The following is a 24,644-nucleotide window of genomic DNA, read 5'->3' as shown; positions in this document are numbered from 1 at the left end:
TTGAGAAACCTTTGGTTATCGATAATGAGGTGAAAATACCCAATACAACCACTTCCAAACCTCTGTCCAGACAAGGAGCTCCTTCCGGATTTAGTATCAATGCTTTGATGAATCCTGCAAAAGAAAAAACTGCAGAAGTAAAAGAAACCGTTTCTACAACCACCGAAAATCTTCCGAAAAGCCATTTTACAGAAACAGATCTTCAAATGGAATGGAATTTGCTATTAAAACAACTTCAGTCTAAAAATACATTCGTTTTTAATGCTATCAAAGCTTTTAAACTTATCAAAAAAGACGAAAACGCTATTCAGGTTTTATATCCGTCTGATTCTGCAAAAATAGAGTTTGATAAAATAAGCGGAGAATTTTTTAATCATTTCAAGACAAAGGTTCATAACTACAGTATTGAAATTGAGTACAAAAGAGACTTCGAAAACCTTAAAATAGAAGTGGTTACCAAGAAGAAAATATTTGAAAAATTCATCGAGAAAAATCCATTGCTGAAAGATCTTGATGATTTAATGAAGTTTGATTTGACATAATTTTATATATTTGTCAAATATTTCTGCAGAAAAATATGACTGCAGGAAAAAAATAATTAATTTAAAAGTTATAAATAACGTAAGCTCAGGTACATAACAACAGTGGAAACATCTTTGATCCCATATATGTCCGACTTTAGAAACTCTGTTAGTTTCGCTCCCGCTAATTACTTTAGCGGTTATTTTGGCTTTTCTTTTACCTATTATAGAAATTTTAGAAGTTATTATCGATTTTATTGGTATAGCTAACTAAATTTCTTTCTCAAAAAATACAGGACAAATAGATTCCATTCCAATTTTCCTGATTCCTTTAAAAATTTTGAACGGCATTTTTTGAAAAGAATTATAAAGTAAATTTTATAATGAATGGATTATTGATGCAAATTTTAAAAATAAAAATAATTATACAATAAATTAACAAGATGAATTTAAAAGACTTAAAAAACGACTGGATCAATGAGTTTTCACAACCATTAATGATCGCCGGACCATGCAGCGCAGAAAGTGAAGCTCAGATGCTTGAGACTGCCCGAAGAATTAAAGAAACAAATGCACAGGTACCAATTTTCCGTGCAGGAATCTGGAAACCGCGTACTAAGCCCAACGGTTTCGAAGGAGTAGGAGTTATCGGTCTTAACTGGCTGAAAAAAGTAAAAGAAGAATACGGATTCAAAACTGCAACCGAAGTTGCCAATGCTCATCACGTTTTTGCAGCTCTGGAAGCCGATGTTGATATCCTTTGGATTGGGGCACGTTCTACCGTAAACCCATTTACCGTTCAGGAAATCGCAATGGCATTAAGAGGTACAGATAAGCCTGTATTTGTTAAAAATCCGGTAAATCCAGATTTAGCATTATGGATCGGAGCTTTAGAACGACTTTTAGGTCAGGATATCAAAAATCTTGGAGCGATTCACAGAGGTTTTTCTACGTACCAGAAAACAAAATACAGAAACAATCCAAACTGGCAGATCGCATTAGATTTCAAGAGCCAGTTTCCAAATATTCCTATGTTAGTGGATCCTTCCCATATCTGTGGTAACAGAACAGGATTGGCTGATATTACCCAGGAAGCAATGAACGTTGGATACCAGGGAGCAATTATCGAGAGCCACTGTAATCCTGATGAAGCGTGGAGTGATGCTTCACAGCAGATTACACCGGAAGTTCTTGCCGAGCTGATCGGAAATCTGAAAGTTAGAAATTCAGGAATTGCTGGTTTTGACGGGGAAATGGGAAGACACAGAACCTTGATCTCGGATATCGATTTCCAGTTGATTGAACTTCTTTCTCAAAGAATGAAAGTTTCCGAACAAATTGGTAAACTTAAAAAGGAGAATGACATCGCTATTTTCCAGCCGGAACGTTGGAAAGTGATCACAGAATACGCAGGTCAGAAAGCAAAAGAAACAGGAATGTCTCAGGATTTTATTGAAAAAGTTTTCAAAGCGATCCACGAAGAATCTATTGAAGTGCAGAACAGCATTATGATAGACAGACAATAAGCGGAAAGATTCATCAATATAGTTAGGGCTTGGGAAATAGGAGTTAGTTTACCGCTAATACCGAAATTCTAAGCCCTAATTTCTTATATTTGCACTCAGTTATAAATATGAAAGGAAAAATCATTAAATCTACAGGAAGTTGGTATCAGGTTTTAGAAATGGAAACCGATAGAATTTTTGAAGCCAGAATCCGGGGTAAATTCAAATTAATTAAAACAAGACTTACCAATCCGCTGGCTGTAGGAGATTTCGTGGAATTTCAACTGGAACAGGATGATATTGCATGGATTACTAAAATAGAACCACGCAGAAACTACCTGATAAGAAAATCGGTTAACCTTTCAAAGGAAGCCCACATCATCGCATCCAATATCGATTTGGCATGCTTTATATTCACCCTTAAACATCCTGAAACCTCACTGGGGTTCCTTGACAGGTTTCTGGCATGCTGTGAAGCGTATAACATAAAACCTCTACTCTTATTCAATAAGATTGATGTCCTTCACGAAGAAGAAATTGAAATCGTAAAAGATATTGAATTTCTTTACCAGGAAATAGGATATGACAGTTTAGAGATTTCTTCTTACTCAAGATTAAATTTAGAAAACCTGGAAGAGATGCTGAAAGACAAGACTTCCGTCTTTTTCGGACACTCCGGTTGTGGCAAATCAACACTGGTTAATGCTCTGCAGCCAGGATTGAATATAAGAACATCAGAAATTTCAGATACCCATTTAAAAGGAAAGCATACCACTACTTTTGCCCAGATGCACTTTTGGCATTTTGGAGGAAATGTAATCGATACTCCGGGGGTAAGGGAATTTGCCATGATTGATATAGAAAAAGAAGAAGTACAACATTATTTTCCTGAGATTTTCAAAAAAAGAAAAGAATGCAAGTTCCATAACTGCCTTCACATCAACGAACCGAAATGTGCCGTGATGGCTTCTCTTGAAACAGGAGAAATTCAGCATTCCAGGTATGCGACTTATATTAAATTAATGGATGAGGCAGAAGAAGCTAATCAACAAAAATAATCTTTAATTTTTTTTAATATTTGCTTTTATTTCATTGATTGAATTAGAAGCAATAGTCTATTAATGTGATTTTTATGCGTTAAAAATTTTATCGATTTCACAACAGAGTGGGTTGTTTTTTGTCAATAAAAAACCCAGCCGAAGCTGGGTAAAAACTAATAACCATGAAAACTCAAATTAAACATGAGAATCGTAATTAATTAAACAATTATTGTGCCAAACTTTATTTTAAAATTTCTTAATAAAAGTTATTTTTATGTTAAAGAAAAATTAAAATTAAAATAATGGATATTTTTTGTAATTTTGCGCCATTAAAAAAATATACATTTATGTCTAACATTACATTCACTATGATTAAGCCTGATGCTGTTGCTGACGGACATATCGGTGCTATCTTAGGTAAAATTGCAGAAGGAGGTTTTAAAATCAAAGCTTTAAAATTAACTCAACTTACTGTTGCTGATGCTAAAAAATTCTATGAAGTACATGCAGAAAGACCATTTTATGGTGAGTTGGTAGAATTCATGAGTTCTGGTCCAATCGTAGCTGCTGTTTTAGAAAAAGACAATGCAGTTGAAGATTTCAGAACACTAATCGGTTCAACAAATCCTGCAGATGCTGCAGAAGGTACCATCAGAAAAATGTTCGCAAGAAGCATCGGAGAAAATGCTGTTCATGGTTCAGATTCTGACGAGAACGCTCTTATTGAGGCTCAATTCCATTTTTCTGGAAGAGAGATTTTCTAAGAAAAAAGATCTTCACTATAAAAAATCCAGAGATATTTCTCTGGATTTTGTTTTTTTATGCCAAAATGGCTGTGACTTCATGTCACTTTCAATTCTGCCATTAGCTATACCTTACTCTCAATAGCATCTGTTTTTCCTTTATAGAATTCCATAAATTAATCCTGCAAAACTGGAGCTTCAACGATATTGTTGTCCAATTTTCTTCCATATTCAATTCAGTTTTCGATGTGACATTTCTCTACATTTGTGGCAGATTTTATAGACGATATATCATTATTTATATTTTGTTCAGTTCAATTTGTTTTTCATCTGCTGTTTTTTAATGGCAAAAAATTATGATAATTAGTGTAAATAGTATATTTTAAATCAATATTTATGATTTAAAGCCTTAAAACTATGAAATAATGAGTGATAAAATTGTTGTACTTTAGGAAAATCATAAATGGAATACTTATTGTAACCTTCCTAAAAAAATGAATATGAAAATTCCAGTATTATTAATGGCAAGTTTATTGGCGGTAGGAGTCTCCGGACAGACTTCAAAACCGGGGAGTAAAAATGTAAAGAAGCCAGTGAAAAAGGTGAAAAAAACACAAGTAGCCCAATCTCCCAAAGCAGTTCCTGTAAAGCCTGCTAAATTTAAAGACAGTCTTACGAGAGGTAATTCTCATTACTGTCCGGCTTGTGGAATGGGCTAGATATGAGAAAACCATTACTAGGATTGTCAATGATGGCCGAGACAGAGTTTGTTTCTGCGGTCTTGCCATTAATGCAGGCTAATTCTATTGAAGTATTGGAGTGGTCTTTTGATACATTTTATAATACAGAAGAGCCCGAATGGCTCAGTAATCTTCTTAATTTTTATGCTGAAAATAACCGCCTTATCGGACATGGCGTTTATTATTCGCTCTTTGATGCACGCTGGACAGCCAGACAGCAAATGTGGCTTCAGCAATTAAAAAAGGAAACCCAAAAAAGGAATTATAATCATATTACTGAACATTTTGGTTTTATGAATACAGATAATTTTCATCAGGGTGTTCCATTGCCCGTTTCTTTGAATTCAAAAACACTTGGAATAGGAAAAGACAGAATAAATAGGTTACAGGATGCGGTAGATATTCCGATAGGGATTGAAAATCTTGCTTTTTCTTTTTCCGTAGACAATGTTAAAGAACAGGGAGAATTTATTCATAAGCTGATCGAAGATATTGATGGCTTTATAATTCTGGATATCCATAACCTTTATTGTCAGTCCTGTAATTTTGAAACAGATATCTGGGAGCTTATTCAGCTGTATCCTTTAGAAAAGGTAAAAGAAATTCATTTGTCAGGAGGAAGCTGGCAGAAAAGTGTATATGGAAAAAAGCCAATCCGGAGAGACACTCATGATGATGCAATTCCGGAGGAGATATTTACTGTAATGCCCCAACTTTTATCCCAATGTACTAATCTTGAATATGTGATCATTGAAAGACTAGGTGATACTATCAAAACTCAAAAAGAAAAAAAATGTTTCTTTAATGATTTTAACAGGGGCAAAAAAATAATTGATACCTCAGCTGATCAGTTGGAGAAGAAAAGAGTCTGGCATAAAAAAGAAATCAATCTTTCAGCGCCTGTTGAAGATCTGCTTTTATATGAAGATCAGGCACGATTGACAAAGCTTTTGTTTGATGCTGTTGATGAAGCAGCTGTCAAAAAAGAGAAATTTCATTATTTTGAACCTGAAAAATGGGATTTAGAAATGATTAATACAGCTCAGGCCATTATTAAAAAATGGAACCCCTATTAAGTTGTTGAATACAATTCACGAAATATTACAAAATAAAAAATAATGAAAATGACAACGGTATTTTTATTGATCACGGCGGTGCTTACGGCATTAATTGCCGGACTTTTTTATGCATATTCATGTTCAGTAATGCTAGGGCTCGGAAAATTGTCAGATCTGGAATATCTTAAAGCTATGCAAAGTATCAATCGGGAAATTCTTAATCCTGTATTTTTTATAAGCTTTATAGGGACGGCTGTTCTCCTGCCTGTTTCCACTTTTTTATTTCGTGGGCAGAATCCTGCTTTTATCTTTTTGCTGATCGCTTCAATTGCTTACTTGGTCGGAGTTTTTGGCGTTACTGTATTCGGAAATGTTCCACTGAACGATATGCTGGATCAGTTTGATATTAATAATTCAACGACTGGTTTAATAAGGCAAATGCGTGAAAATTTTGAAAATAAATGGAATTTTTTAAACAATATAAGAACTGTTTTTTCAGTAATTAGCATAGTTTTAGTGGTTTGTGCCTGTATTTGGAACAAGCTGGTATAGGAACGAAAAAAGCTATCCGTATAAATACTTAGTCGCAAATTACGTATTTATACGGATGTATAAATAAAGTTTTATGCAGATCTTTACGTTAGTAATTACACAAGGAAATTTAAGTATTTAAAGGCTCTTGCTGCAAAAACTAACTAATAACCACAAAGCTCAAATTCTACAAAAAAGGCAGCCCGTAAGAGCTGCCTTTCTTATGTTGATCAAATTAAATTTTTTAGTTTGTGATACGCAATTTTACACTAGACTTTGCCTGCTGTCATTCAGAATGTAACGAAGTGAAATGAAGAATCTAATCTATGAAAGAGATTCCTCCTTCGTCGGAATGACAATACATGTAAAATTATATATTCTTGCCAATTTTTAAATCTTTAAAAGCTCAATCGTTCTTTCCGGACTTTCTGCTGAAAATACTGCATTTCCTGCTACTAAAACGTCAGCTCCGGCATCAAAAAGTTTAGAAGCATTGTCTAGGTTTACACCGCCATCAATTTCAATAAGCGCTGTTGAATTATTGCTTAAGATCAGATCTTTGGTTTCAGCAATTTTTTTGTAGGTGTTTTCAATGAATTTTTGTCCTCCGAATCCCGGATTTACACTCATTAGCAATACAAGATCTACATCAGCGATAATATCTTCAAGCATTAAAACCGGAGTGGAAGGGTTTAAAACAACCCCTGCTTTAGCTCCTCTGCTTTGGATATGATGAATCGTTCTGTGCAGGTGCGTACATGCTTCATAATGTATGGAAATAAGATCTGCTCCATGATTGATGAATTCATCAACATATTTGTCCGGTTCCACGATCATTAAGTGAACATCAACAAATTTTTTGGCGTGCTGCTGAACGGTCTTCATCACAGGAAAACCGAAAGAGATGTTAGGAACAAATCTGCCGTCCATTACATCAATATGGAACCAGTCGGCCTGGGATTGATTCAGCATTTCAATGTCTCTTTGCAGATTCCCAAAGTCTGCAGATAATAGGGAAGGAGCAATCAGCTTAGTTTTCATTTTTACTTTTTATACTTAATATTAGATTTCAGATTGAAGATGTCAGGTCTCGGACTTTTAGATTTTCATAATAGTTTAATCTAATATCTCGTGTCTGGCATCTGATATCCTCCTTAATGATATTTCAATTTCATTTCCGGTTTGATCTCCAGCAGGGTTTCGTAGATAAGGTTAATCACATTACTTACATCCTCTTTAGAGACCATTTCTACCGTGGTATGCATATAGCGTAAAGGTAATGATATTAATGCACTTGGAACTCCGCCGTTAGAGTGAGCGAAGGCATCCGTATCAGTTCCTGTTGCTCTGCTGGCTGCGGCTCTCTGGAAAGGTATTTTCTTTGTTTTTGCGGTGTTGATGATCAATTCTCTGATCGTGTGATGAACACTTGGGGCAAAGAAAACAACAGGTCCGTCGCCACATTTTTGATCACCTTCTTTTTTCTTTTCGATCATTGGTGTCGTAGTATCGTGGGTAACGTCTGTTACAATAGCAATATTAGGCTTTATTGTATCGGCAATCATGTCAGCACCATATAAACCGACTTCCTCCTGAACCGAATTGGTGATGTACAGCCCAAACGGAATTGTTTTTTTGTTTTCCTTTAAAAGTCGGGCTACTTCAGCGATCATAAAACCTCCGATTCTGTTGTCCAAAGCTCTGCATACAAAATAACGGTCGTTCATTTCGAAGAATTCATCCGGGTAAGTGATCATGCAGCCTACGAAAATACCCATTTCCTCCACTTCTTCTTTAGTGATGGCACCACAATCGATAAAGATATTCTCAATCTTAGGAGTAGGCTCATTTTGATTGGATCTTGTATGGATTGCCGGCCATCCGAACACCCCTTTTACAATTCCTTTTTCACCATGAATATGAACGACTTTTGAAGGGGCAATGGTCTGATCCGAGCCTCCATTTCGGATTACATAGATCAATCCGTCATCAGTAATGTAATTTACGTACCATGAGATCTCATCGGCATGTGCTTCAATCACTACTTTAAATTCGGCATCGGGATTGATTATCCCATAGCATGTTCCGTAATGATCTACTTCAATTTTGTCTACATAGGGTCTGATATAATCCATCCAGATTTCCTGTCCTTTGTGTTCATAACCGGTTGGAGATGAAGTATTTAAATATTTTTCTAAAAATTTTAAAGATTTCTTTTCAAATTTCATAAAAAGGAATGATTTTTGCGTTTAATTTTTGTTATTATAAGTGTAAAAATAATGAATTTTAGTAAAATTATCTGTCTTTTTATTTTCTTTTTTGGAGTCAGTGTTTTTGGACAAAAAGATTCTGTAGAGGCAAAACCTCTCGATCAGTATCCGGCTGGATCTTTGAAAGTAGATGAATTTGGCAATAGATATTATTATGACGAACAGCAAAAAGTCAAGATCTATGAGGTCAATGGTGAGCCTGTCGTTGTTTTGGATGAGTTGGTGTTGATCAACAAACCCAAATTCAATAATCAGTTGGATAAAAATTACTATTATTTCCTTAATAAAAAGCTGTACAGGGTATATCCTCTATTTGTTGCCGCACTACAACAGTACAGAGATATCCAGAAAGACATGGATGATATGGACAGCAAGGCTAAGCGAAAATTTGTGAGAGAAAGACAGAATATGCTGGCCGACCAATATGAAAAGCAATTACGCGACCTGACAACTACCGAAGGACAGGTTTTTGCAAAGCTTATGAACAGAGCAACCGGTAAAAACGTGTATGAGATCATAAAAGAGCTTAGAGGCGGATGGAGTGCCTTCTGGTGGAATGTAAAAGGAAAGATGGCAGATATTGATCTGAAAGACCAATACGACCCTCATAAGAACAGGACTGATGAATTTGTGGAATCTCTGCTTCAGTCTAACTGGAATTCAGGGTATCTTCAGCCTTATCCCGGAGCCAATGATTTTAAAATCAAGAAATAATCATAAATAATAATTCCTGTAAGAGAGCTTACAGGAATTTTTCTTTTAATTTATCAAATACAATCTGATCTATCGGGAGAGGAAAGGGATTATCCGGTCTGTCGATATCAATCCATTCTGTTTTTTCGATGCAGGGATCCATGATAATGAAGTCTTCTTCATTCAGGATATTCACCATATAATATATAGTAAGCAATTGTTCATTTTCGCGAAAACGGGAAGCCAAAAAGCTTTCCTGTGTATAAAGATGTTCTACAATATCTACTTTTACGTTAAGCTCTTCATCGAATTCGCGGTGCAGACATTCCAGAACTCCTTCTCCGAATTCCAGCCCGCCGCCAGGAAATTTCATTAAAGCTTCGCCTGCATATTCTTCAAACAATGTTAATACTTTTTTGTCCTTTACCGCACAGGCATACACTCGGATGTTGATCTTATCTATCATATATATAATGGTATTTGTAAAGCTAAAATAGGGAAATACTTAAGAGTATAAAAGCTTATTCGTGAATTTATGGCTGAATTAATGCATCAAAATCTACATTTTCACAGCATTAATCATTTCTCTTTTTCCGGGTGGTCCCTGTTTTTTCTCAACATTGAAATTAAGTTCCTGAAGGATTCTTCTCACGCTTCCTTTTGAAGAGTAAGTTGTTAACAGTCCGTTAACATCCATCTTGTCAGAAACCATTTCAAATAATGGTTTTTCCCATAGATCAGGTTGTACTCTCGCTCCGAAACAGTCATAATAGACCAGGTTGATTTTAGGTAAGTCTATGTCTTTCAGGGAGAAAAAGTCACATTGAATCTTTTTAAGGTTAAATCCTTTAATAATTTCCACTGATTTTTCCCATTCTGACTGATGAATTTTTTGATACATATTTTTGAATTCCGGGTTGTCAAAGAGATCAAAATAGGCCAGTTCGTTAATTTCCGATTCATTTATGGGGTACTTTTCGAGCGAAAAATAGTTGATGACATGATTTTTGTCAGTTTTTAAATATTCATTAATTGTAACCAAAACATTCAAACCTGTTCCAAAACCGAGTTCTAAAATATTAATTTCGTAATCATTTACCAGATTTAGTCCATTTTTAATAAACACATGTTCTGCTTCCTGCAGCGCTCCATGATGGGAATGGTATTTTTCGTTTAATTCATTGATAAACAATGTTTTACTACCGTCATTTGTGGTCTTAATTTCTCTTTTCAAGCTATTTTTTTGTCAAATTTACTCCAAAATTTTTATATTTAGAAAATTATGTTAAATTTGTAGAACATCATAAAAAATTTTAGAAATGATAATTCAAAAAACTGAAAACTCCAGAATTTCTACATTCGACCCAAATAATTTTTCATTCGGGGATACTTTCATTGATCATATGATCATATGTGAGTACGAGAATGGAAAATGGGGTGACGTAAAATTAGTTCCTTATGGTCCATTACAATTTACGCCTGCTATGATGGGGGTAAACTACGGACAGGCTTGTTTTGAAGGTATGAAAGCCTATAAAGACAAGGACGGACAGGTTTTCCTTTTCAGGCCTGAAAAGAATTTTGAGCGTATCAATAAATCAGCTAAGCGTCTGGCTATCCCTGAAATTACCGAAGAAATGTTTTTGGACGGGTTGAAAGCACTGGTAGATTTAGATAGAGCATGGATCCCGCAGGGTGAGGGGATGTCATTATATCTGAGACCATTGATTTTTGCAACAGAAGAAGTTCTTAAAGCCAGGGTTTCTAATAAATATATGTTTGCTATCGTAGCATCGCCTGCGAAAAGCTATTATACAGAGCCTGTTTCTGTAAAAATATCTGATCATTATTCAAGAGCGGCAAGCGGTGGTGTAGGTTCGGCTAAAGCAGCAGGAAATTATGCAGCATCTTTCTATCCTACGCAATTGGCTATCGAAGAAGGATATGAGCAGATTATCTGGACAGATGACGCTACTCACGAGTATTTCGAAGAAAGTGGTACAATGAACGTTTTCGTTAGAATCAACGATACAATCTATACGCCTCCTACTTCTGAAAAGATTTTAGATGGTGTTACAAGAGACAGCTTTATTCAATTGGCTAAGAAAAGAGGTATTGAAGTAAAAGTTGAGCCGATCGCTGTAAAAGACGTAGTAGCAGCTCAAAAGAACGGAACTTTGAAAGAAGTTTGGGGAGTGGGAACTGCTGTAGTAACGACTATTTTCCAGGCTTTAGGATATAACGGTGATAAACTGGCACTGCCTTCACTTTCTGACGAAGAAAGCTATGCAGCCATCCTTAAAAGTGATTTGGTAAATCTTCAAAATAATCTTTCCGAAGATACTTTCGGATGGAGAGTATTGGTTGAAAAACAAGTATTGGAAACAGTTTAATTGTACTCAATACATTACAATAAAAAGACCGGTGGGAGATTTTCCACCGGTCTTTTCTTTTTCAGGAAGATTGCAATCGCATCTGGAAATTGAGCGCAAAGAATGAGGTTTTATGATGCTGTTCTGAAGATTTAAAGTAATATCCGCATGAATAATTTCTGAATATTCTCCGAAATCCGTATTTTCGCAAAAGTTTATGAAAAAATTACTCTTCATATCAGCAGTAAGCCTTTTGAGTTGCAACAGAAGTGCCCAACAGACCCATCCTCCTGTAGGCGGGGTTCTGAGCCAGAAAGATCTGGATGTTTCTAAAAATAGAATGCGGAATCTTAATTCGCAGGAAAGAAGCCAGATCCAGGAATGGGCAAATGGACAGCCTGTAAAGTATTATACGACACAGCTTAATTACTGGGTAACTGCAGAAAATTTTGACAAAAGAGAAAGGAGACCGGATAATTCCACGATTTCTTACTCTTACGATCTGTATGATTTTGATCAGACCAAGATTTACGATCAGTCTTTTGAAAGAAGAGAAGCCAAATTCGGGCACTTTGATGAACTGAAAGCAGTAGAGAATGCTTTGCGTTTTATACATGATGGGGAGGAAGTTACGCTTTTGGTACCGTCTTCTCTGGCCTACGGTACGTACGGAGATGAGAAGAAAATAGATAACGACATACCATTGATCATAAAATTAAAAGCTCTATAAATGAAATTGTTTAACAAGAATATAATTCTGGCAGCGGCAAGCGTATCGCTGATGAGTTGTACACCAATTTATAAAAAAATGAACGTAGACAAAGAAACTTACGAAGGTCTTAATGACGGACTTTATGCAAATCTTCAAACGACTAAAGGAAATTTAATCGTTAAGTTAGAAGACAAAAAGGCACCCGTAACTGTAGCCAACTTTGTTGGTCTTGCAGAAGGGAAAATCGACAACAAAGCTAAGGCTAAGGGAGTTCCTTTTTATGATGGAACGATTTTTCACAGAGTGATCAAAGATTTCATGATCCAAGGAGGAGATCCTAAAGGAACTGGAATGGGAGATCCTGGGTATAAATTTGAAGACGAAAGAAATGACCTTCACCACACTGGAAAAGGAGTGCTTTCTATGGCAAATTCAGGACCTAACACTAACGGTTCTCAGTTTTTCATTACAGAAGTAGCAACACCTTGGTTAGACGGGAAACATACCATCTTCGGAAAAGTAGTGAAAGGAGAAGATGTAATCGATACGATTGCTAATGTAGAAAAAGGTGCTCAGGATAAACCTAAAACAGATATTGTTTTAGAAAAAGTATCTGTTTTCAGCAAAGGAGACGAGTATAAGCACTACGATGCCGCAAAAACTTTCAGTGAAGGAAAAGCGAAAATCGCAGAAAACAATAAAGCTTTTATTGCTAAAGAAGAAGCTGACAGAAAGAAAAAAGAAGAGGAGTTTAAAGCTAATCAGGAAAAAATGGTAGAGAACTTGAAAGCTGGAATGCAGAAAACTGAATCCGGTTTATATTACAAGATCACCAAAACTACAGATGGAAAAGCTCCAAAATCAGGAGATAATGTATCTGTACATTATGCAGGAAAATTGATCGACGGTACTGAATTCGATTCTTCATTCAAAAGAAACGAGCCGATCGACATTCCAATCGGTATGGGGAGAGTAATCAAAGGATGGGATGAAGGAATCCTATTGTTAAAAGAAGGTGAAACAGCTACTTTATTGATTCCGCCAGCAATGGGTTACGGAGAAAGAGGAGCAGGAGGAGTGATCCCGCCAAATGCATGGTTAATTTTCGATGTTGAGCTTGTGAAAGTAAAATAATCAAAATTTTATGATATTGAAAGCCGTCCTTTTGGGACGGCTTTTTTATTGCCAGAAAGAGTGCTTTTTTATAGTTTTGTGAATAAAATATAAATAATGAGAACCAAACCACTTATATTTCTATTCATTCTGTTGTCGTTTGTAACTTTTGCGCAGACGAAGGCAAATCCTGATGATGCAGCAATAAAAAAATCACTTACCTATTTTGTTAATAGTATTAAATCTAAACAGATCGATCAGGCAGTAAACTGTATATATCCAAAATTCTTCACCATAGTTTCAAAAGAGAAAATGACACAGATTTTGAATATGACGTACAACAATCCGTTCATGAAAATTGAAGTGCAGAATTTACAGTTTGGGAATATTGAAAAACCGGAATTCATTAAGGGTGAATATTTCTCCATTACCAATTATTTTCTCAAACTGAAATGTAATGCTGGTTCATTGAATGACGATATAAAAAAGAAAATAAATAGTGCTTTAACAGCAAAATACGGCAAGAATAATGTAAAATATTTAGCAAACGAAGGTTCATATCTCATCAACGCAAATATGAAAGCCTGTGCCGTTTCAAGAGATAAAAAATACTGGAAATTTGTTATTCTTGAAAAGGAGTATAAGCCCCAATTGGTAAAAGTGTTGCCGAAGAAAGTTCTTGATAAATTTTAGAAGTTTATTTTTTTAATATTAAGTAGGCTCAAAAAGAGGCTTTTGCATTGCTGGAATGTAAGAAATATCAATCTGGATTAATGAATATACTTCCAAAAGAGATTCTTGAAAAGATTTAAAATTGTTTCGAATATATGAGTTATTAGGTTGTCTCATCATAACGGTTTCATGAAATTGTCTATGTTTTAATTTAGAAAAATTCTCAAATTTGGCCTTCTTGCCGGATCAATATTTACACTAAATCTTTGTACATTCGCTTCAAATCTTATTATGAAAAAAACGTTGTACCCTTTTTTTATATTGTGTATGCTCTCACTTTCCGCACAGGGAAAGAAATTTTTTGAAAGTGGTGATGTACAACTTAAAAATCCTGTAGAGAAGATTAACCTGAGATATACTGCTGATCTGCCATTTGTGCAGGTAAGCATCAATGGAAAGGCTTATAATTTCCTTTTTGATACTGGTGCTCCAACGGTCATTTCGAATGCTGTTTACACTGAACTCAACCTTGAGAAAAAATACAAAGCTAAAATTAAAGATTCACAGAAAAATAAACAGACTCAGATCTTTACAGAACTGCCGGAAATGGTGGTAGATAATGTGGTGTTTAAAAATATTGGTGCCGTGGTGATGGATTTTACGGTTTCAGAACTGGACTGCTTTAAGGTTGACGGCATTCTGGGTGCCAATCAAATGGCGAAACTGTTTTGGAGGATCAATTATTCGGAGAATTCGCTGGAGGCCACAAAAGACCTGTCTCAGTTCGATCTGAGCGCCTATGATACTGTTATTCCATTTGATCCGAAACCACAGAAAACACCTGTTGTAATCGCTAAAGTTTTAGATAAAAAAATAGATCTTACATTTGATACCGGGTTTTCCGGAAGGATGAAGATCTCAGAAAGCAGCTATGATGCCGGAAAAGCATCCAAAAGCATTAAAACGTATGGTACAAGCTCTGTGGGAGCGTATGGTGCTGGAAAACCGATTGCAGGTTATATTTTCAAAGCTGACGAGATTTCTCTGGGAAATAAGAGCTTCATCAATGAAATTACTACGACCGGGAATTCCAATCTGATTGGAAATGATTTCTTTAAGAATTTCTCCTTCATTATGGACTGGACTAACAATAAGGTATATATGAAGCGTATTAAAAATGAAGCTCCCAAACTGGAATCTTTTGGTTTCGGATATCGTTTTGTAGATTCAAAACCTGTGGTTGCCTTTGTGTTTGAGGAGGAAAACTTTCCCCTTAAAGTAGGTGATTCCATTATCAGTATTAATGATGTGGAGCTGGATAACCTGGACAAAGATGGAGCCTGCCATTATTTTACCAATAGAGTAGAAAAGGATTTTAGTACGATTGAAGTCAAAGTAAAGAGAGATGGTAATATTCTGGATTTTAGAATGAGTAAGAAAGAGTATCTAAAATAGAATTCATGGCTGATATTAATTTAATTGCCTGATATATAACATAAAAACCGCCCATACAGGCGGTTTTATAGTAGTAAGAAGTTAATTCTACCAGTTTTTATCAATCATATAGATAAGTTGGGTCATAGCAGCTGCTCCAAGTAATAATTCCCGGCGGTTAACCTTTTCAAAAGTATCCTCTTCTGTATGGTGGATATCAAAATACCGTTGTGAATCCGGAACAAGCTCTGCGGTGGGAACTCCCATATCATGAAGCGGATAAATATCGGTTCCTGAATAGGTTCCTTCAAAGTTGTAGACTCCGTAGGGAAAAAATAGAGGTGCCCAGCTTTTGATCTGATTTCTTTTCGTATCGTCCATTTCCAGGGAGATTCCTCTCGGGGCAAAACCTCCGGCATCAGATTCTATGGCAAAAAGATGTTTTTCATTATTGTCTTTGGCTGTTTTGCCATACTGTACGCCTCCTTTTACGCCATTTTCTTCATTGGCAAAGCATACTGCTCTGATGGTATGGTTATTTTTTATTCCCAGTTTTTTGAAGGTTCTAAGGACTTCTATACTCTGTACAATTCCGGTACCATCATCATGGGCTCCTTCACCTACGTCCCAGGAATCCAAATGGCCGCCGACAACAATGACGCTCTGGTCTTTTTTGCCTATAATCTCGCCAATAACAGAGTGGGAGAGTTTATCAGCTTTCATACCGCAGTTAGAGTTTAGCTTGGCGGTAATTTTTTGGCTTTTTAAAAGATTCTCCAGTTCGTCGGCAGTGGTATTCCCTATAGCAACAGCTGGAATTTTAGCGTAATCTTTATCATATCGCATTCCTCCGGTATGTGGAACATCATCAAAAGCGGAAGATAATGATCGGATGATGGCAAATCTTCCTCCTTTTTTAGAAGTTAAAGAAGCTGCGTTCACCCTGTACTTTGCCGCATCACCATATCCCTTGAAAGTTTCTACAAAAGACTGGCTAAAGGGATAGTTGAAGAAAACGATCTTATCTTTCACCTGTTCAGCTGGTAGCTTGTCATATTCTTCCATGGATTTTACCATAATAATCTCACCGGAGACATCTTTTCCGCCAGTACCTTCAGAGTTTCCAAGAGAAAGCATTTTGAGACTTTTCCATTTGCCATTGGAGGTTTTGATCTGAAGAGATTCTTTTCCTCTTTCCCAGACAGGGATCATGACTTCCTGAAGCCATACTTTGTCAGCACCTGCATCCCTGAGTTTCTGTGCTGCCCATTCTACGGCTTTTTCGTAAGATTGGGAACCGCTTAAACGATGACCTATGTTTTTGGTTAGTTCTTTTAATTCTGTATATCCTTTTCCATTATTCAGAATTTCCGTGGAAATTTTACTGAACTGTATGGAATCTTCTTTAGACTGCCCGAAAACAGCCATGCTTAATAGAAGCAATGTAGTTCCAACTATTTTTTTCATTTTACCAGTTTTTATCAATCATATAAATAAGCTGTGTCATTACAACAGATCCCAGAAGGAGTTCTCTGCGGTTTACTTTTTCGAAAGTATCTTCTTCCGTATGGTGGATGTCAAAATAACGTTGCGGATCAGGTACCAATTCTGCGGTAGGAACGCCTGTTTCATGAAGCGGGGCAATATCTGATCCCGAATATTTTCCTTCGAAATTATAAACACCATAAGGTAGAAAAAGATCGGTCCAGCTTTGAATCTGTTTTCTGTTTTGATCATCCATTTCCAGTGAGATTCCTCTCGGAGAAAAGCCTCCAGCATCAGATTCTATGGCAAAAAGATGCTTTTCATTCTTCTCTTTAGCTGTTTTCCCGTATTGTTTTCCGCCCTTCGTTCCGTTTTCTTCATTCGCAAAACAGACCGCCCGGATCGTATGGTTATTCTTAATTCCCAGTTTTTTAAACGTTCTGAGCACTTCTATACTCTGAACAATTCCGGCACCATCGTCATGAGCTCCTTCGCCTACATCCCAGGAATCCAGATGTCCTCCTACAACAATAACGCTCTGATCTTTTTTGCCTGTAATTTCACCAATAACAGAGTGGGAGAGTTTCTCACCTTTCATGCCACAGTTGGAATTGAGTTTGGCGGTAACTTTTTTGTTTTTTAACAATACTTCAAGTTCATCTGCGGTAGTATTTCCGATGGTTACAGCCGGTACTTTGGAAATGTTGTCATCATATCGCATATTACCTGTATGGGGAATATCATCAAACGCTGAAGACAACGATCTGATTACGGCAAATTTTCCGCCTTTTTGGGCTGTTAAATTGGCTGCGGTTCTTCTGTATGCTCCGGCTTCCCGGTATGAAATAAAAGTTTGTACATGTGATTGATTAAATGGGTAGTTAAAGAACACGATCTTATCCTTTACTTGATCTGCCGGAAGCCTGTCATATTCCTCTAAAGATCTTATCATAATCATTTCACCGGAAACATCTTTTCCACCCGTTCCTTCGGAGTTTCCAAGAGAAAGCATTTTGAGACTTTTCCATTTTCCATCTAGGGTTTTGATTTGGAGAGATTCTTTTCCTCTTTCCCAGACAGGGATCATGACTTCCTGAAGCCATACTTTGTCAGCGCCTGCATCCCTGAGTTTTTGTGCTGCCCATTCTACTGCTTTTTCGTAGGATTGGGAGCCGCTTAAACGATGGCCTATGTTTTTGGTTAACTCTTTTAATTCTGTGTATCCTTTTCCGTTATTGAGTATTTCCGTAGAAATTTTACTGAATTGTATGGAATCTTCCTCAGACTGACCGAAAACAGTCATACTTACCATTAGAAGTGAAAGGGTGACGGTCTTTTTCATTTTACCAGTTTTTATCAATCATCAGAATAAGCTGTGTCATGGCAACTGCACCAAGCAGCAACTCTCTTTTACTTACTTTATCGAAAGTATCTTCTACAGAATGGTGATAATCAAAGTATCTTTGGGTATCCACGACCAATTCGGCTAAAGGAATGTCCAGCTTTTTCAACGGAGAAATATCCTGAATGGCATCGGTTTGATCAAAATCATAAATGCCGTAAGGAAGGAAATAGCTTTTCCAATCAAATATCAATCTTCTTCTCTGAGGAGACATATCTAATGAAAACCCTCTTGGTGAATATCCTCCGGCATCTGTTCCTAAAGCAAAAATATGTTTTTCATCCCTCTTTTTAACGTACGCTGCATACATGTCACGTCCCTGTCCGCCGTTTTCACTGTTTGCGTATAGTACCACTCTGATCGTATGGTTATTTTCATAGCCCAGTGCTTTCAAGGTTCTCAATACTTCAATACACTGAACCACACCGGTACCGTCATCGTGGGCACCTTCTGCGAAATCCCATGAATCTAGCTGAGCTCCCAAAACAATGACTTTAGAATCTTTTTTACCTTGAATTTCAGCAATGATATTCGGATTGGTGGTGTCACCTTTTGATTCGGCAGACATATTTAATTTTGCGGTTACTTTTTGCTTTTTTAATAACTTTTCCAATTCATCAGCAGATCTTACTCCAATTGATAAAGCGGGAATTTTAACTTTATCATCAGGTTCATAATAGACCATTTTCGCATGAGGCGTATCATCGGATGCTGTTGTTAAAGATCTTATAATTAAAGCTTTTGCCCCTGTTTTTGAAATGACAGAAGCTGAAATTAATTTTGATTTTGCGGTAATTAAATAAGAATCACTGGTGTTAATGATTTTTGGATCGATCGGGAGATTAACGAAAACGATTTTATCTTTTAATTGTCCGACGGATAAAGAATTAAGCTCAGAAACAGTATTAATTTGAACAATTTCCCCTGTAAGATCTTTCCCTCCGGTTCCTTCAGAATTTCCAAAAGACAGCATTCTGATGTTTTTCCAATCTCCATTACCGGCTTTTATCTGTAGAGATTCTTTTCCTCGTATCCAAACAGGAACTTTTACCTCCTGTCTCCAGATCATTTCAATACCAGCATCTTTAAACTTCTTTTCGGCCCATTCTACGGCTTTCATATAGCCTGGCGTTGCACTGAAACGAGATCCTATACCTTTAGTTAATTCTCCAAGGTTTTCGTAAGCGGCTCCGTTGGTCATGATCTCATCCGAGATCTTTTTAAACTCATCTTGGTAGTTTAATTTTACAACGATTCCTTTTTTTACCGGCTTTTTTTGAGGTTTTTTTTGAGAAAATAAAAATCCACTCAAAAAGAGTGGAAGTATAATGAATATTTTTTTCATTTTTTATAGACCATTTCTTTTTCCGCTGATAAAAGTAGCGAAAAAATAGGAATATTTTAAGGTTTCATATCATACATCAGTAATGCTGTAACCAATTTTGGTTCAATGAATGTACATTTTGGTGGCATGCTTAGTTTAAGGTCTGAAATTTTAATCATATCATTAAAACTTACAGGATAAATTCCGAAACCTACTTTTCCTTCACCATTGTCTATTTTTTCTTTTAAAATATTAATTCCCTGGATGTTAGATGTCCCTTTTATATAGGAGATTTTGTCTGAACTGTCAGAGTTTTCAATCTTCAGAATATTTTTAAAGATGTATTTATCTAAAAGATGGTGGTCAACATTATCCAATGACATTTCTGCAGAACGGAGGTCATGTTTTACGTGAAGTGAATAGAACTTTCCGTCCATATACATTGACATATGGAATTTCTGTGAAGGAAAATATGCCGTTTCTCCTTTTTCATGAATCAGAAAATACTTTTCAAGCTCCTGTAAAAAGTCTTCTTTCGAAATGCCGTCAATATCGCTTAAAATCCTGTTGTAGTCATGAATTTTAATCGACTGGTTGGAAACGATAAAACTGTATACAAAATTATACGCTTCCGTACCGTTATGTCTCTTGTTTTTGTCTTTATTACGTTTTGCATTCAGAGCGGTAGAACCGATCCTGTGGTGACCATCTGCAATGTAGAATGAATCAATCTGATCGATCACTTCTTTAAACTGCTGTAGTTTCAGACGGTTGTCGATACGCCATATTTTATGTCTGATGCCTATAGAATCCACATGGTTGAAAATCGGAACGTTTTTCTCCTCATGGTTCATCAGCAATTCAATTTTTGAATTGGAAGGATAGGTAAGCAGTACAGGTTCAGCCTGCAGATTTACTTTCTCCAGATAATGAGCCAGTTTTTCTTTCTTTTGAGGGATGGTACTTTCGTGCCTTTTAATTTTCCCGTTCCAGAAATCTTCTATGCTGGCAAGGCCTAGCAGGCCTCTGAACACCTGTTTACTGGGATAGATCTGCTCATAAAGATAATAAGCCGAACTGTCCTGGACCAGTGTTTTCTCTTCCAGAAGTTCTTCAAAAGTAGAACGTATTTTTCTTAAGTTCCGGTCAATATCTTTAGATTTACTTACAACATAAGGTTTTATCATATTGATGTAAGTATTTTCAACTTGAGCCTTCTCCGCAATCTCTTCCTGGGTAAAATTGTCAAGAGGATGCGTAGGGAAAGTGCTCTCAAAGTCTTTATGAGGTCTTATTCCACGGAAAGGTTTAAAAACAGGCATATTTTATTTTATAATTTCTTTTTGTAGCTTAATAATTTGTTCTGCAAGCTCAACTCCGATCTTTTCCTGAGCATCTACCGTGTTTCCTCCTACATGCGGAGAAAGCGATAATGATGGATTCATCAGTAAAAGGACTTCAGGATTGGGTTCGCGTTCGAAAACGTCCAATGCTGCACCGGCCACTTTACCGGATTCAATATAATCGATCAGAGTTACCTCATTGATCACACCGCCTCTGGCAGTATTTACAATATAAACGCCGTCTTTCATTTTCTCAAACTGGGCGGTATCTATGATATATTCATTCGTTTGCGGAGTATTGATACTGATAAAATCTGCATTACTCAGGAATTCATCAGAATCAGTCGTGGAAGTTACTTCAAAATGAACTGACTGTCCGTCAAAAAAATCCAGTGTAAGTGTTTTTGTTTTAACTTTACGGGTCAATACACTTACTTTCATCCCTAAGGCAATTCCCATCTTTACGACTTCCTGGCCAATACTTCCAAACCCTATCACTCCTAATGTTTTTCCTGAAAGCTCATAGGCGTTGCTGAATGATTTTTTCATCGCATTGAAATGAGTTTCTCCTTCTAAAGGCATTAATCTGTTGGATTCGTGAAGAAACCTTGCCAATGAAAAGAAATGTCCAAAAACCAGTTCTGCCACTGATTTTGAAGACGCATTAGGGGTATTGATTACTTGTATTCCTTTGCTTTTTGCATATTCTACATCAATATTATCCATTCCGATACCGCCTCTCCCAATAATTTTCAGGCCGGGGCAGGCATCAATAATATCTTGCTTCACTTTAGTTGCGCTTCTTACCAGAAGAACGTCCACGTTGTTTTCGTTGATAAAATTGATCACGTGGTCCTGGGCAACTCTGTTGTCCAGAATTTCAATTCCTGCTTCCTGTAAGGCTAATTCCCCTGCTTTGGAGATTCCATCGTTAGCTAAGACTTTCATAGTTTATTTAATTTAAAATTCAAAGATTGAAAAATTTTAAATAGGCCTGCAAATTAATCAATTTAAATTAACTGCATTTCCAGCTTTCTATCTTTGAATTTTTTAATACTTACATTGATTAGTTTATGGACTGCATTACGTCTACCAATACCTGTACGCTTTCAATCGGTAAAGCATTATACAGACTGGCTCTGTAGCCTCCAAGGCTTCTGTGTCCGTTCAGTCCACTGATTCCTGCCGCTTTCCAGGCATTGTCAAATGCTTCTTTTTTACTTTCGTCTGTGATCTGGAAAGAAACATTCATTAAAGAACGGTCTTCTTTTACACAAAATGCTTCAAACAGAGGGTTTCTGTCTATTTCATCATACAAAAGTTTTGCTTTTGCTTCATTTCTTTTTTCAGCAGCAGCAATTCCTCCGTTTCTTTCAAGATGCTGAAGTGTCAATAACGTAGCATACACAGGGAAAACAGGAGGCGTATTGTACATTGATTCTTTTGAAATATGCTGAGAATAATCTAGTATAGACAACATATTTTCTCTTCCTGTTTTTCCAAGGATTTCTTTTTTAATCACCACTAAGGTAACTCCTGCAGGTCCCATATTTTTCTGAGCACCGGCATAAATCAGATCAAATTTAGAAAAATCCAGTTGTCTTGAAAAAATATCAGAACTCATATCACATACCATCAATGTATCCACTTCCGGAAAAGACTTCATCTGGGTTCCGTAGATGGTGTTGTTTGAAGTACAGTGGAAATAATCATATTCTGAAGATACCGTATAATCTTTCGGAATGAATGAATAATTTTTTTCTTTTGAAGAACCTACCACATCCACTGTTCCCAGCTTTTGAGCTTCTTTGATAGCTCCTGCTGCCCAGGTTCCGGTATTGATATAAGCGGCTTTTCCTCCTACCTTCATCAGGTTGTAAGGAACCATTGCAAACTGCAGGCTGGCACCCCCTCCTAAGTATAAAACTTCATAATCATCACCCAGATTCATTAATCTTTTTACAATGGCACGCGCCTCATCCATAACAGCAACGAAATCCTTGCTTCTGTGGGAGATCTCTAAAAGAGAAAGCCCGATACCATTAAAATCTAAAATAGCTTCTGCTGATTTTTCGAATACCTCCTGAGGTAAAATACATGGTCCTGCGCTGAAGTTGTGCTTTTTGCTCATATTTTTATTTTTTGGTTGTGCAAGAACTTGCGGACTTGCATTTTACTAGATTTATTTAAGATTTATAGGTAAAAAAGCCGTCCCATACTTCATGAGACGGCGTTTTTTTATTCACCGTGTAAAAACGCTTTTTTATTAAGCAGCGCTTCTTCAGATTCCACATGATCTTCATCCGGAACACAGCAATCTACCGGGCAAACGGCCGCACACTGTGGTTCCTCATGGAATCCTTTACATTCTGTACATTTGTCTGTAACAATAAAATAAACATCATCGCTTACAGGTTCCTGCGGTGCATCTGCATTTACAGTAAGACCTGACGGCAATGTGACAGTACCTTTAAGCTCAGTACCCTCGGAAGCTTTCCAGTCTACTGCTCCTTCATATATTGCATTATTTGGACACTCCGGTTCGCAGGCCCCACAATTAATGCATTCATCAGTTATTTTAATAGCCATCGCTAATTTTTTTTAAATTTGCACAAAATTACAAAATATTCCCCAATTTTACAGCAATTATGAATATTGAAAAACAAGTTTTAGGACTTATTAAGCTAGGCGATTATATAAAAGAGTTTTTAGCAAAGAATCCAGAAGGATATAATGATAATGATTTAGATTTTGAATTATTGTTGAAGAAATCTGAAATTGAAAATCCGTGGTTTACTATTGATAATCAGAAATTTGCCTTACAGCAGTGGTCAGGTTTACTCACTGAGGAAAATATAAAAAACTGGCTTAAAGACTATTCGATCTCCAAGATCACCAAAAGGGTAGGACTTATTTTGGCGGGGAATATTCCTTTGGTAGGATTTCATGATGTGATATCGGTGGTGCTGAGCAATCATATTCCGGTGATCAAACTTTCTTCAAAAGATAAGTATATGGTTCCGTTTTTACTGAAAAAATGGAAAGAATTTTCTGATAATCAAGTTGATTATGAGTTTGTTGAACGGTTAAAAGATTTCGATGCAGTAATTGCTACCGGCAGTAATAATACGGCAAGATATTTAGAATATTATTTTAAAAACAGCCTAAGCATCATCCGTAAAAACAGAACTTCTGCGGCAGTACTGAAAGGGGATGAAACCCCGGAAGAACTGCAATTGCTGGCGAAAGATATTTTCCAGTATTTCGGGTTGGGATGCAGGAATGTAACCCGTATCTTTATTCCGGATGACTTCCTGATTGACAGGCTGTTTGAAAGCTTTATTGAGTATAAGGATATTATCAATCATAATAAATATGCGAACAATTATGATTATAACAGGGCTGTGTTTTTATTGAATCAGGATAAATTCTGGGATAATAATTTTGTGATGCTGAAAGAGGATGATAAATTATTCAGTCCACTTTCTGTTGTTCATTTCAGCAGATATTCTTCGTTAGATGATGTTAAAAATTTCATTGCTGAAAACGGAGAAAGTATTCAGTGTATCGTGGCTAAAGAAGAGTTGGGTCTGGATTCAATCCACTTTGGGGAGGCTCAAAACCCGGGCCTGGATACATATGCAGATAATGTAGATACGATGAAATTTTTGGAATTGGTTTGATTT

The 24,644-nt window shown here is 36.5% G+C and carries 25 protein-coding genes; 14 read left to right on the top strand and 11 right to left on the bottom strand.

Going from position 1 to position 24,644, the window contains the following annotated elements:
* Positions 1 to 11 precede the first annotated feature (11 nt).
* The 7 genes from SB679_RS03150 (at position 12) to SB679_RS03120 (ending at position 6,159) form a co-directional block, all read left to right on the top strand.
* Positions 12 to 542 (top strand): hypothetical protein, encoded by a 531-nt coding sequence (locus SB679_RS03150; protein WP_410700764.1) that lies wholly within the window; start codon positions 12 to 14, stop codon positions 540 to 542.
* Between the two features lie 422 nt (positions 543 to 964).
* Positions 965 to 2,047 (top strand): chorismate mutase, encoded by a 1,083-nt coding sequence (locus SB679_RS03145; protein WP_034713475.1) that lies wholly within the window; start codon positions 965 to 967, stop codon positions 2,045 to 2,047.
* A 107-nt stretch (positions 2,048 to 2,154) separates the two neighbouring features.
* Positions 2,155 to 3,084 carry a ribosome small subunit-dependent GTPase A gene (gene rsgA, locus SB679_RS03140; protein ID WP_410700763.1) on the top strand — a complete coding sequence of 310 codons (930 nt, stop codon included), beginning with the start codon at positions 2,155 to 2,157 and terminating at the stop codon, positions 3,082 to 3,084.
* Positions 3,085 to 3,413: 329 nt separating this feature from the next.
* The gene (locus SB679_RS03135; protein ID WP_034707297.1) at positions 3,414 to 3,830 is read left to right on the top strand and encodes a nucleoside-diphosphate kinase; all 417 of its coding nucleotides are present in this window, start codon (positions 3,414 to 3,416) and stop codon (positions 3,828 to 3,830) included.
* 479 nt (positions 3,831 to 4,309) lie between these two features.
* Positions 4,310 to 4,528, top strand: coding sequence for a hypothetical protein (locus SB679_RS03130; protein WP_410700762.1), 219 nt, complete (start codon positions 4,310 to 4,312; stop codon positions 4,526 to 4,528).
* A gap of 2 nt (positions 4,529 to 4,530) precedes the next feature.
* Entirely contained in the window at positions 4,531 to 5,625 is a 1,095-nt protein-coding gene (locus SB679_RS03125; RefSeq protein WP_410700761.1) for a DUF692 family multinuclear iron-containing protein, read from the top strand.
* Positions 5,626 to 5,673: 48 nt separating this feature from the next.
* Positions 5,674 to 6,159 carry a DUF1772 domain-containing protein gene (locus SB679_RS03120; RefSeq protein WP_410700760.1) on the top strand — a complete coding sequence of 162 codons (486 nt, stop codon included), beginning with the start codon at positions 5,674 to 5,676 and terminating at the stop codon, positions 6,157 to 6,159.
* A gap of 369 nt (positions 6,160 to 6,528) precedes the next feature.
* On the opposite strand, the gene rpe is transcribed toward SB679_RS03120, so the two are convergent.
* On the bottom strand, positions 6,529 to 7,179 hold the full coding sequence (gene rpe / locus SB679_RS03115; protein WP_410700759.1) for a ribulose-phosphate 3-epimerase: 651 nt from the start codon (positions 7,177 to 7,179) through the stop codon (positions 6,529 to 6,531).
* 113 nt (positions 7,180 to 7,292) lie between these two features.
* Positions 7,293 to 8,366 (bottom strand): M28 family peptidase, encoded by a 1,074-nt coding sequence (locus SB679_RS03110; protein ID WP_034713488.1) that lies wholly within the window; start codon positions 8,364 to 8,366, stop codon positions 7,293 to 7,295.
* Positions 8,367 to 8,417: 51 nt separating this feature from the next.
* Between SB679_RS03110 and SB679_RS03105 the strand changes: the two genes are divergently transcribed.
* Positions 8,418 to 9,122 (top strand): DUF4294 domain-containing protein, encoded by a 705-nt coding sequence (locus SB679_RS03105; RefSeq protein ID WP_034713491.1) that lies wholly within the window; start codon positions 8,418 to 8,420, stop codon positions 9,120 to 9,122.
* Positions 9,123 to 9,150: 28 nt separating this feature from the next.
* Here the strand turns inward: SB679_RS03105 and SB679_RS03100 are convergent, their stop codons facing one another.
* Positions 9,151 to 9,567, bottom strand: coding sequence for an NUDIX domain-containing protein (locus SB679_RS03100; protein WP_410700758.1), 417 nt, complete (start codon positions 9,565 to 9,567; stop codon positions 9,151 to 9,153).
* 93 nt (positions 9,568 to 9,660) lie between these two features.
* A complete protein-coding gene (mnmD, locus tag SB679_RS03095; protein ID WP_410700757.1) occupies positions 9,661 to 10,335 on the bottom strand; it encodes a tRNA (5-methylaminomethyl-2-thiouridine)(34)-methyltransferase MnmD in 675 nt (224 codons plus the stop codon).
* An 85-nt stretch (positions 10,336 to 10,420) separates the two neighbouring features.
* Between mnmD and SB679_RS03090 the strand changes: the two genes are divergently transcribed.
* From SB679_RS03090 to SB679_RS03070, 5 genes are all read left to right on the top strand, one after another.
* Complete coding sequence (locus SB679_RS03090; RefSeq protein WP_410700756.1) at positions 10,421 to 11,494, top strand: branched-chain amino acid aminotransferase; 1,074 nt, start codon at positions 10,421 to 10,423, stop codon at positions 11,492 to 11,494.
* Positions 11,495 to 11,690: 196 nt separating this feature from the next.
* Positions 11,691 to 12,203: an FKBP-type peptidyl-prolyl cis-trans isomerase gene (locus SB679_RS03085; protein WP_410700755.1), complete on the top strand. Its 513-nt coding sequence runs from the start codon at positions 11,691 to 11,693 to the stop codon at positions 12,201 to 12,203.
* Between the two features lie 51 nt (positions 12,204 to 12,254).
* On the top strand, positions 12,255 to 13,319 hold the full coding sequence (locus SB679_RS03080) for a peptidylprolyl isomerase (protein ID WP_410700788.1): 1,065 nt from the start codon (positions 12,255 to 12,257) through the stop codon (positions 13,317 to 13,319).
* 96 nt (positions 13,320 to 13,415) lie between these two features.
* Complete coding sequence (locus tag SB679_RS03075) at positions 13,416 to 13,991, top strand: hypothetical protein (protein ID WP_410700754.1); 576 nt, start codon at positions 13,416 to 13,418, stop codon at positions 13,989 to 13,991.
* Positions 13,992 to 14,261: 270 nt separating this feature from the next.
* Positions 14,262 to 15,425, top strand: a complete 1,164-nt coding sequence (locus tag SB679_RS03070) for an aspartyl protease family protein (protein ID WP_410700753.1) — start codon at positions 14,262 to 14,264, stop codon at positions 15,423 to 15,425.
* 87 nt (positions 15,426 to 15,512) lie between these two features.
* On the opposite strand, the gene SB679_RS03065 is transcribed toward SB679_RS03070, so the two are convergent.
* From SB679_RS03065 to SB679_RS03035, 7 genes are all read right to left on the bottom strand, one after another.
* Positions 15,513 to 16,871, bottom strand: a complete 1,359-nt coding sequence (locus tag SB679_RS03065) for a M28 family peptidase (protein ID WP_410700752.1) — start codon at positions 16,869 to 16,871, stop codon at positions 15,513 to 15,515.
* Position 16,872: 1 nt separating this feature from the next.
* A complete protein-coding gene (locus SB679_RS03060) occupies positions 16,873 to 18,231 on the bottom strand; it encodes a M20/M25/M40 family metallo-hydrolase (RefSeq protein WP_410700751.1) in 1,359 nt (452 codons plus the stop codon).
* A gap of 1 nt (position 18,232) precedes the next feature.
* Complete coding sequence (locus SB679_RS03055) at positions 18,233 to 19,636, bottom strand: M28 family peptidase (protein WP_410700750.1); 1,404 nt, start codon at positions 19,634 to 19,636, stop codon at positions 18,233 to 18,235.
* A 56-nt stretch (positions 19,637 to 19,692) separates the two neighbouring features.
* Complete coding sequence (locus SB679_RS03050; RefSeq protein ID WP_410700749.1) at positions 19,693 to 20,937, bottom strand: DUF1015 domain-containing protein; 1,245 nt, start codon at positions 20,935 to 20,937, stop codon at positions 19,693 to 19,695.
* A 3-nt stretch (positions 20,938 to 20,940) separates the two neighbouring features.
* Positions 20,941 to 21,906: a D-2-hydroxyacid dehydrogenase gene (locus tag SB679_RS03045; protein WP_410700748.1), complete on the bottom strand. Its 966-nt coding sequence runs from the start codon at positions 21,904 to 21,906 to the stop codon at positions 20,941 to 20,943.
* A 118-nt stretch (positions 21,907 to 22,024) separates the two neighbouring features.
* Entirely contained in the window at positions 22,025 to 23,089 is a 1,065-nt protein-coding gene (gene serC, locus SB679_RS03040; RefSeq protein ID WP_410700747.1) for a 3-phosphoserine/phosphohydroxythreonine transaminase, read from the bottom strand.
* Between the two features lie 107 nt (positions 23,090 to 23,196).
* Complete coding sequence (locus SB679_RS03035) at positions 23,197 to 23,547, bottom strand: 4Fe-4S binding protein (protein WP_034714414.1); 351 nt, start codon at positions 23,545 to 23,547, stop codon at positions 23,197 to 23,199.
* A gap of 59 nt (positions 23,548 to 23,606) precedes the next feature.
* On the opposite strand from SB679_RS03035, the gene SB679_RS03030 reads away from it, so the two are divergent.
* Entirely contained in the window at positions 23,607 to 24,641 is a 1,035-nt protein-coding gene (locus SB679_RS03030) for an acyl-CoA reductase (RefSeq protein ID WP_410700746.1), read from the top strand.
* Positions 24,642 to 24,644 lie beyond the last annotated feature (3 nt).

This window comes from Chryseobacterium sp. SIMBA_029 (genome assembly GCF_046535275.1).
Classification (GTDB): Bacteria; Bacteroidota; Bacteroidia; order Flavobacteriales; family Weeksellaceae; genus Chryseobacterium.
The sequence above is the reverse complement of the archived record's forward strand: the minus strand, read 5'-3'. Positions and strand labels throughout refer to the sequence as shown.

Bases quoted from the DNA above. Each gene is read 5' to 3' on its own strand.
- SB679_RS03050 (WP_410700749.1), bottom strand. From the start codon at position 20,937: ATGCCTGTTTTTAAACCTTTCCGTGGAATAAGACCTCATAAAGACTTT.
- rsgA (WP_410700763.1), top strand. From the start codon at position 2,155: ATGAAAGGAAAAATCATTAAATCTACAGGAAGTTGGTATCAGGTTTTA.
- SB679_RS03130 (WP_410700762.1), top strand. From the start codon at position 4,310: ATGAAAATTCCAGTATTATTAATGGCAAGTTTATTGGCGGTAGGAGTC.
- SB679_RS03145 (WP_034713475.1), top strand. From the start codon at position 965: ATGAATTTAAAAGACTTAAAAAACGACTGGATCAATGAGTTTTCACAA.
- SB679_RS03065 (WP_410700752.1), bottom strand. From the start codon at position 16,871: ATGAAAAAAATAGTTGGAACTACATTGCTTCTATTAAGCATGGCTGTT.
- SB679_RS03090 (WP_410700756.1), top strand. From the start codon at position 10,421: ATGATAATTCAAAAAACTGAAAACTCCAGAATTTCTACATTCGACCCA.
- SB679_RS03085 (WP_410700755.1), top strand. From the start codon at position 11,691: ATGAAAAAATTACTCTTCATATCAGCAGTAAGCCTTTTGAGTTGCAAC.
- SB679_RS03045 (WP_410700748.1), bottom strand. From the start codon at position 21,906: ATGAAAGTCTTAGCTAACGATGGAATCTCCAAAGCAGGGGAATTAGCC.
- SB679_RS03030 (WP_410700746.1), top strand. From the start codon at position 23,607: ATGAATATTGAAAAACAAGTTTTAGGACTTATTAAGCTAGGCGATTAT.
- SB679_RS03070 (WP_410700753.1), top strand. From the start codon at position 14,262: ATGAAAAAAACGTTGTACCCTTTTTTTATATTGTGTATGCTCTCACTT.
- SB679_RS03120 (WP_410700760.1), top strand. From the start codon at position 5,674: ATGACAACGGTATTTTTATTGATCACGGCGGTGCTTACGGCATTAATT.
- SB679_RS03060 (WP_410700751.1), bottom strand. From the start codon at position 18,231: ATGAAAAAGACCGTCACCCTTTCACTTCTAATGGTAAGTATGACTGTT.
- SB679_RS03135 (WP_034707297.1), top strand. From the start codon at position 3,414: ATGTCTAACATTACATTCACTATGATTAAGCCTGATGCTGTTGCTGAC.
- rpe (WP_410700759.1), bottom strand. From the start codon at position 7,179: ATGAAAACTAAGCTGATTGCTCCTTCCCTATTATCTGCAGACTTTGGG.
- SB679_RS03105 (WP_034713491.1), top strand. From the start codon at position 8,418: ATGAATTTTAGTAAAATTATCTGTCTTTTTATTTTCTTTTTTGGAGTC.
- SB679_RS03035 (WP_034714414.1), bottom strand. From the start codon at position 23,547: ATGGCTATTAAAATAACTGATGAATGCATTAATTGTGGGGCCTGCGAA.
- SB679_RS03110 (WP_034713488.1), bottom strand. From the start codon at position 8,366: ATGAAATTTGAAAAGAAATCTTTAAAATTTTTAGAAAAATATTTAAAT.
- SB679_RS03125 (WP_410700761.1), top strand. From the start codon at position 4,531: ATGAGAAAACCATTACTAGGATTGTCAATGATGGCCGAGACAGAGTTT.
- SB679_RS03075 (WP_410700754.1), top strand. From the start codon at position 13,416: ATGAGAACCAAACCACTTATATTTCTATTCATTCTGTTGTCGTTTGTA.
- serC (WP_410700747.1), bottom strand. From the start codon at position 23,089: ATGAGCAAAAAGCACAACTTCAGCGCAGGACCATGTATTTTACCTCAG.
- SB679_RS03100 (WP_410700758.1), bottom strand. From the start codon at position 9,567: ATGATAGATAAGATCAACATCCGAGTGTATGCCTGTGCGGTAAAGGAC.
- SB679_RS03055 (WP_410700750.1), bottom strand. From the start codon at position 19,636: ATGAAAAAAATATTCATTATACTTCCACTCTTTTTGAGTGGATTTTTA.
- SB679_RS03080 (WP_410700788.1), top strand. From the start codon at position 12,255: ATGAGTTGTACACCAATTTATAAAAAAATGAACGTAGACAAAGAAACT.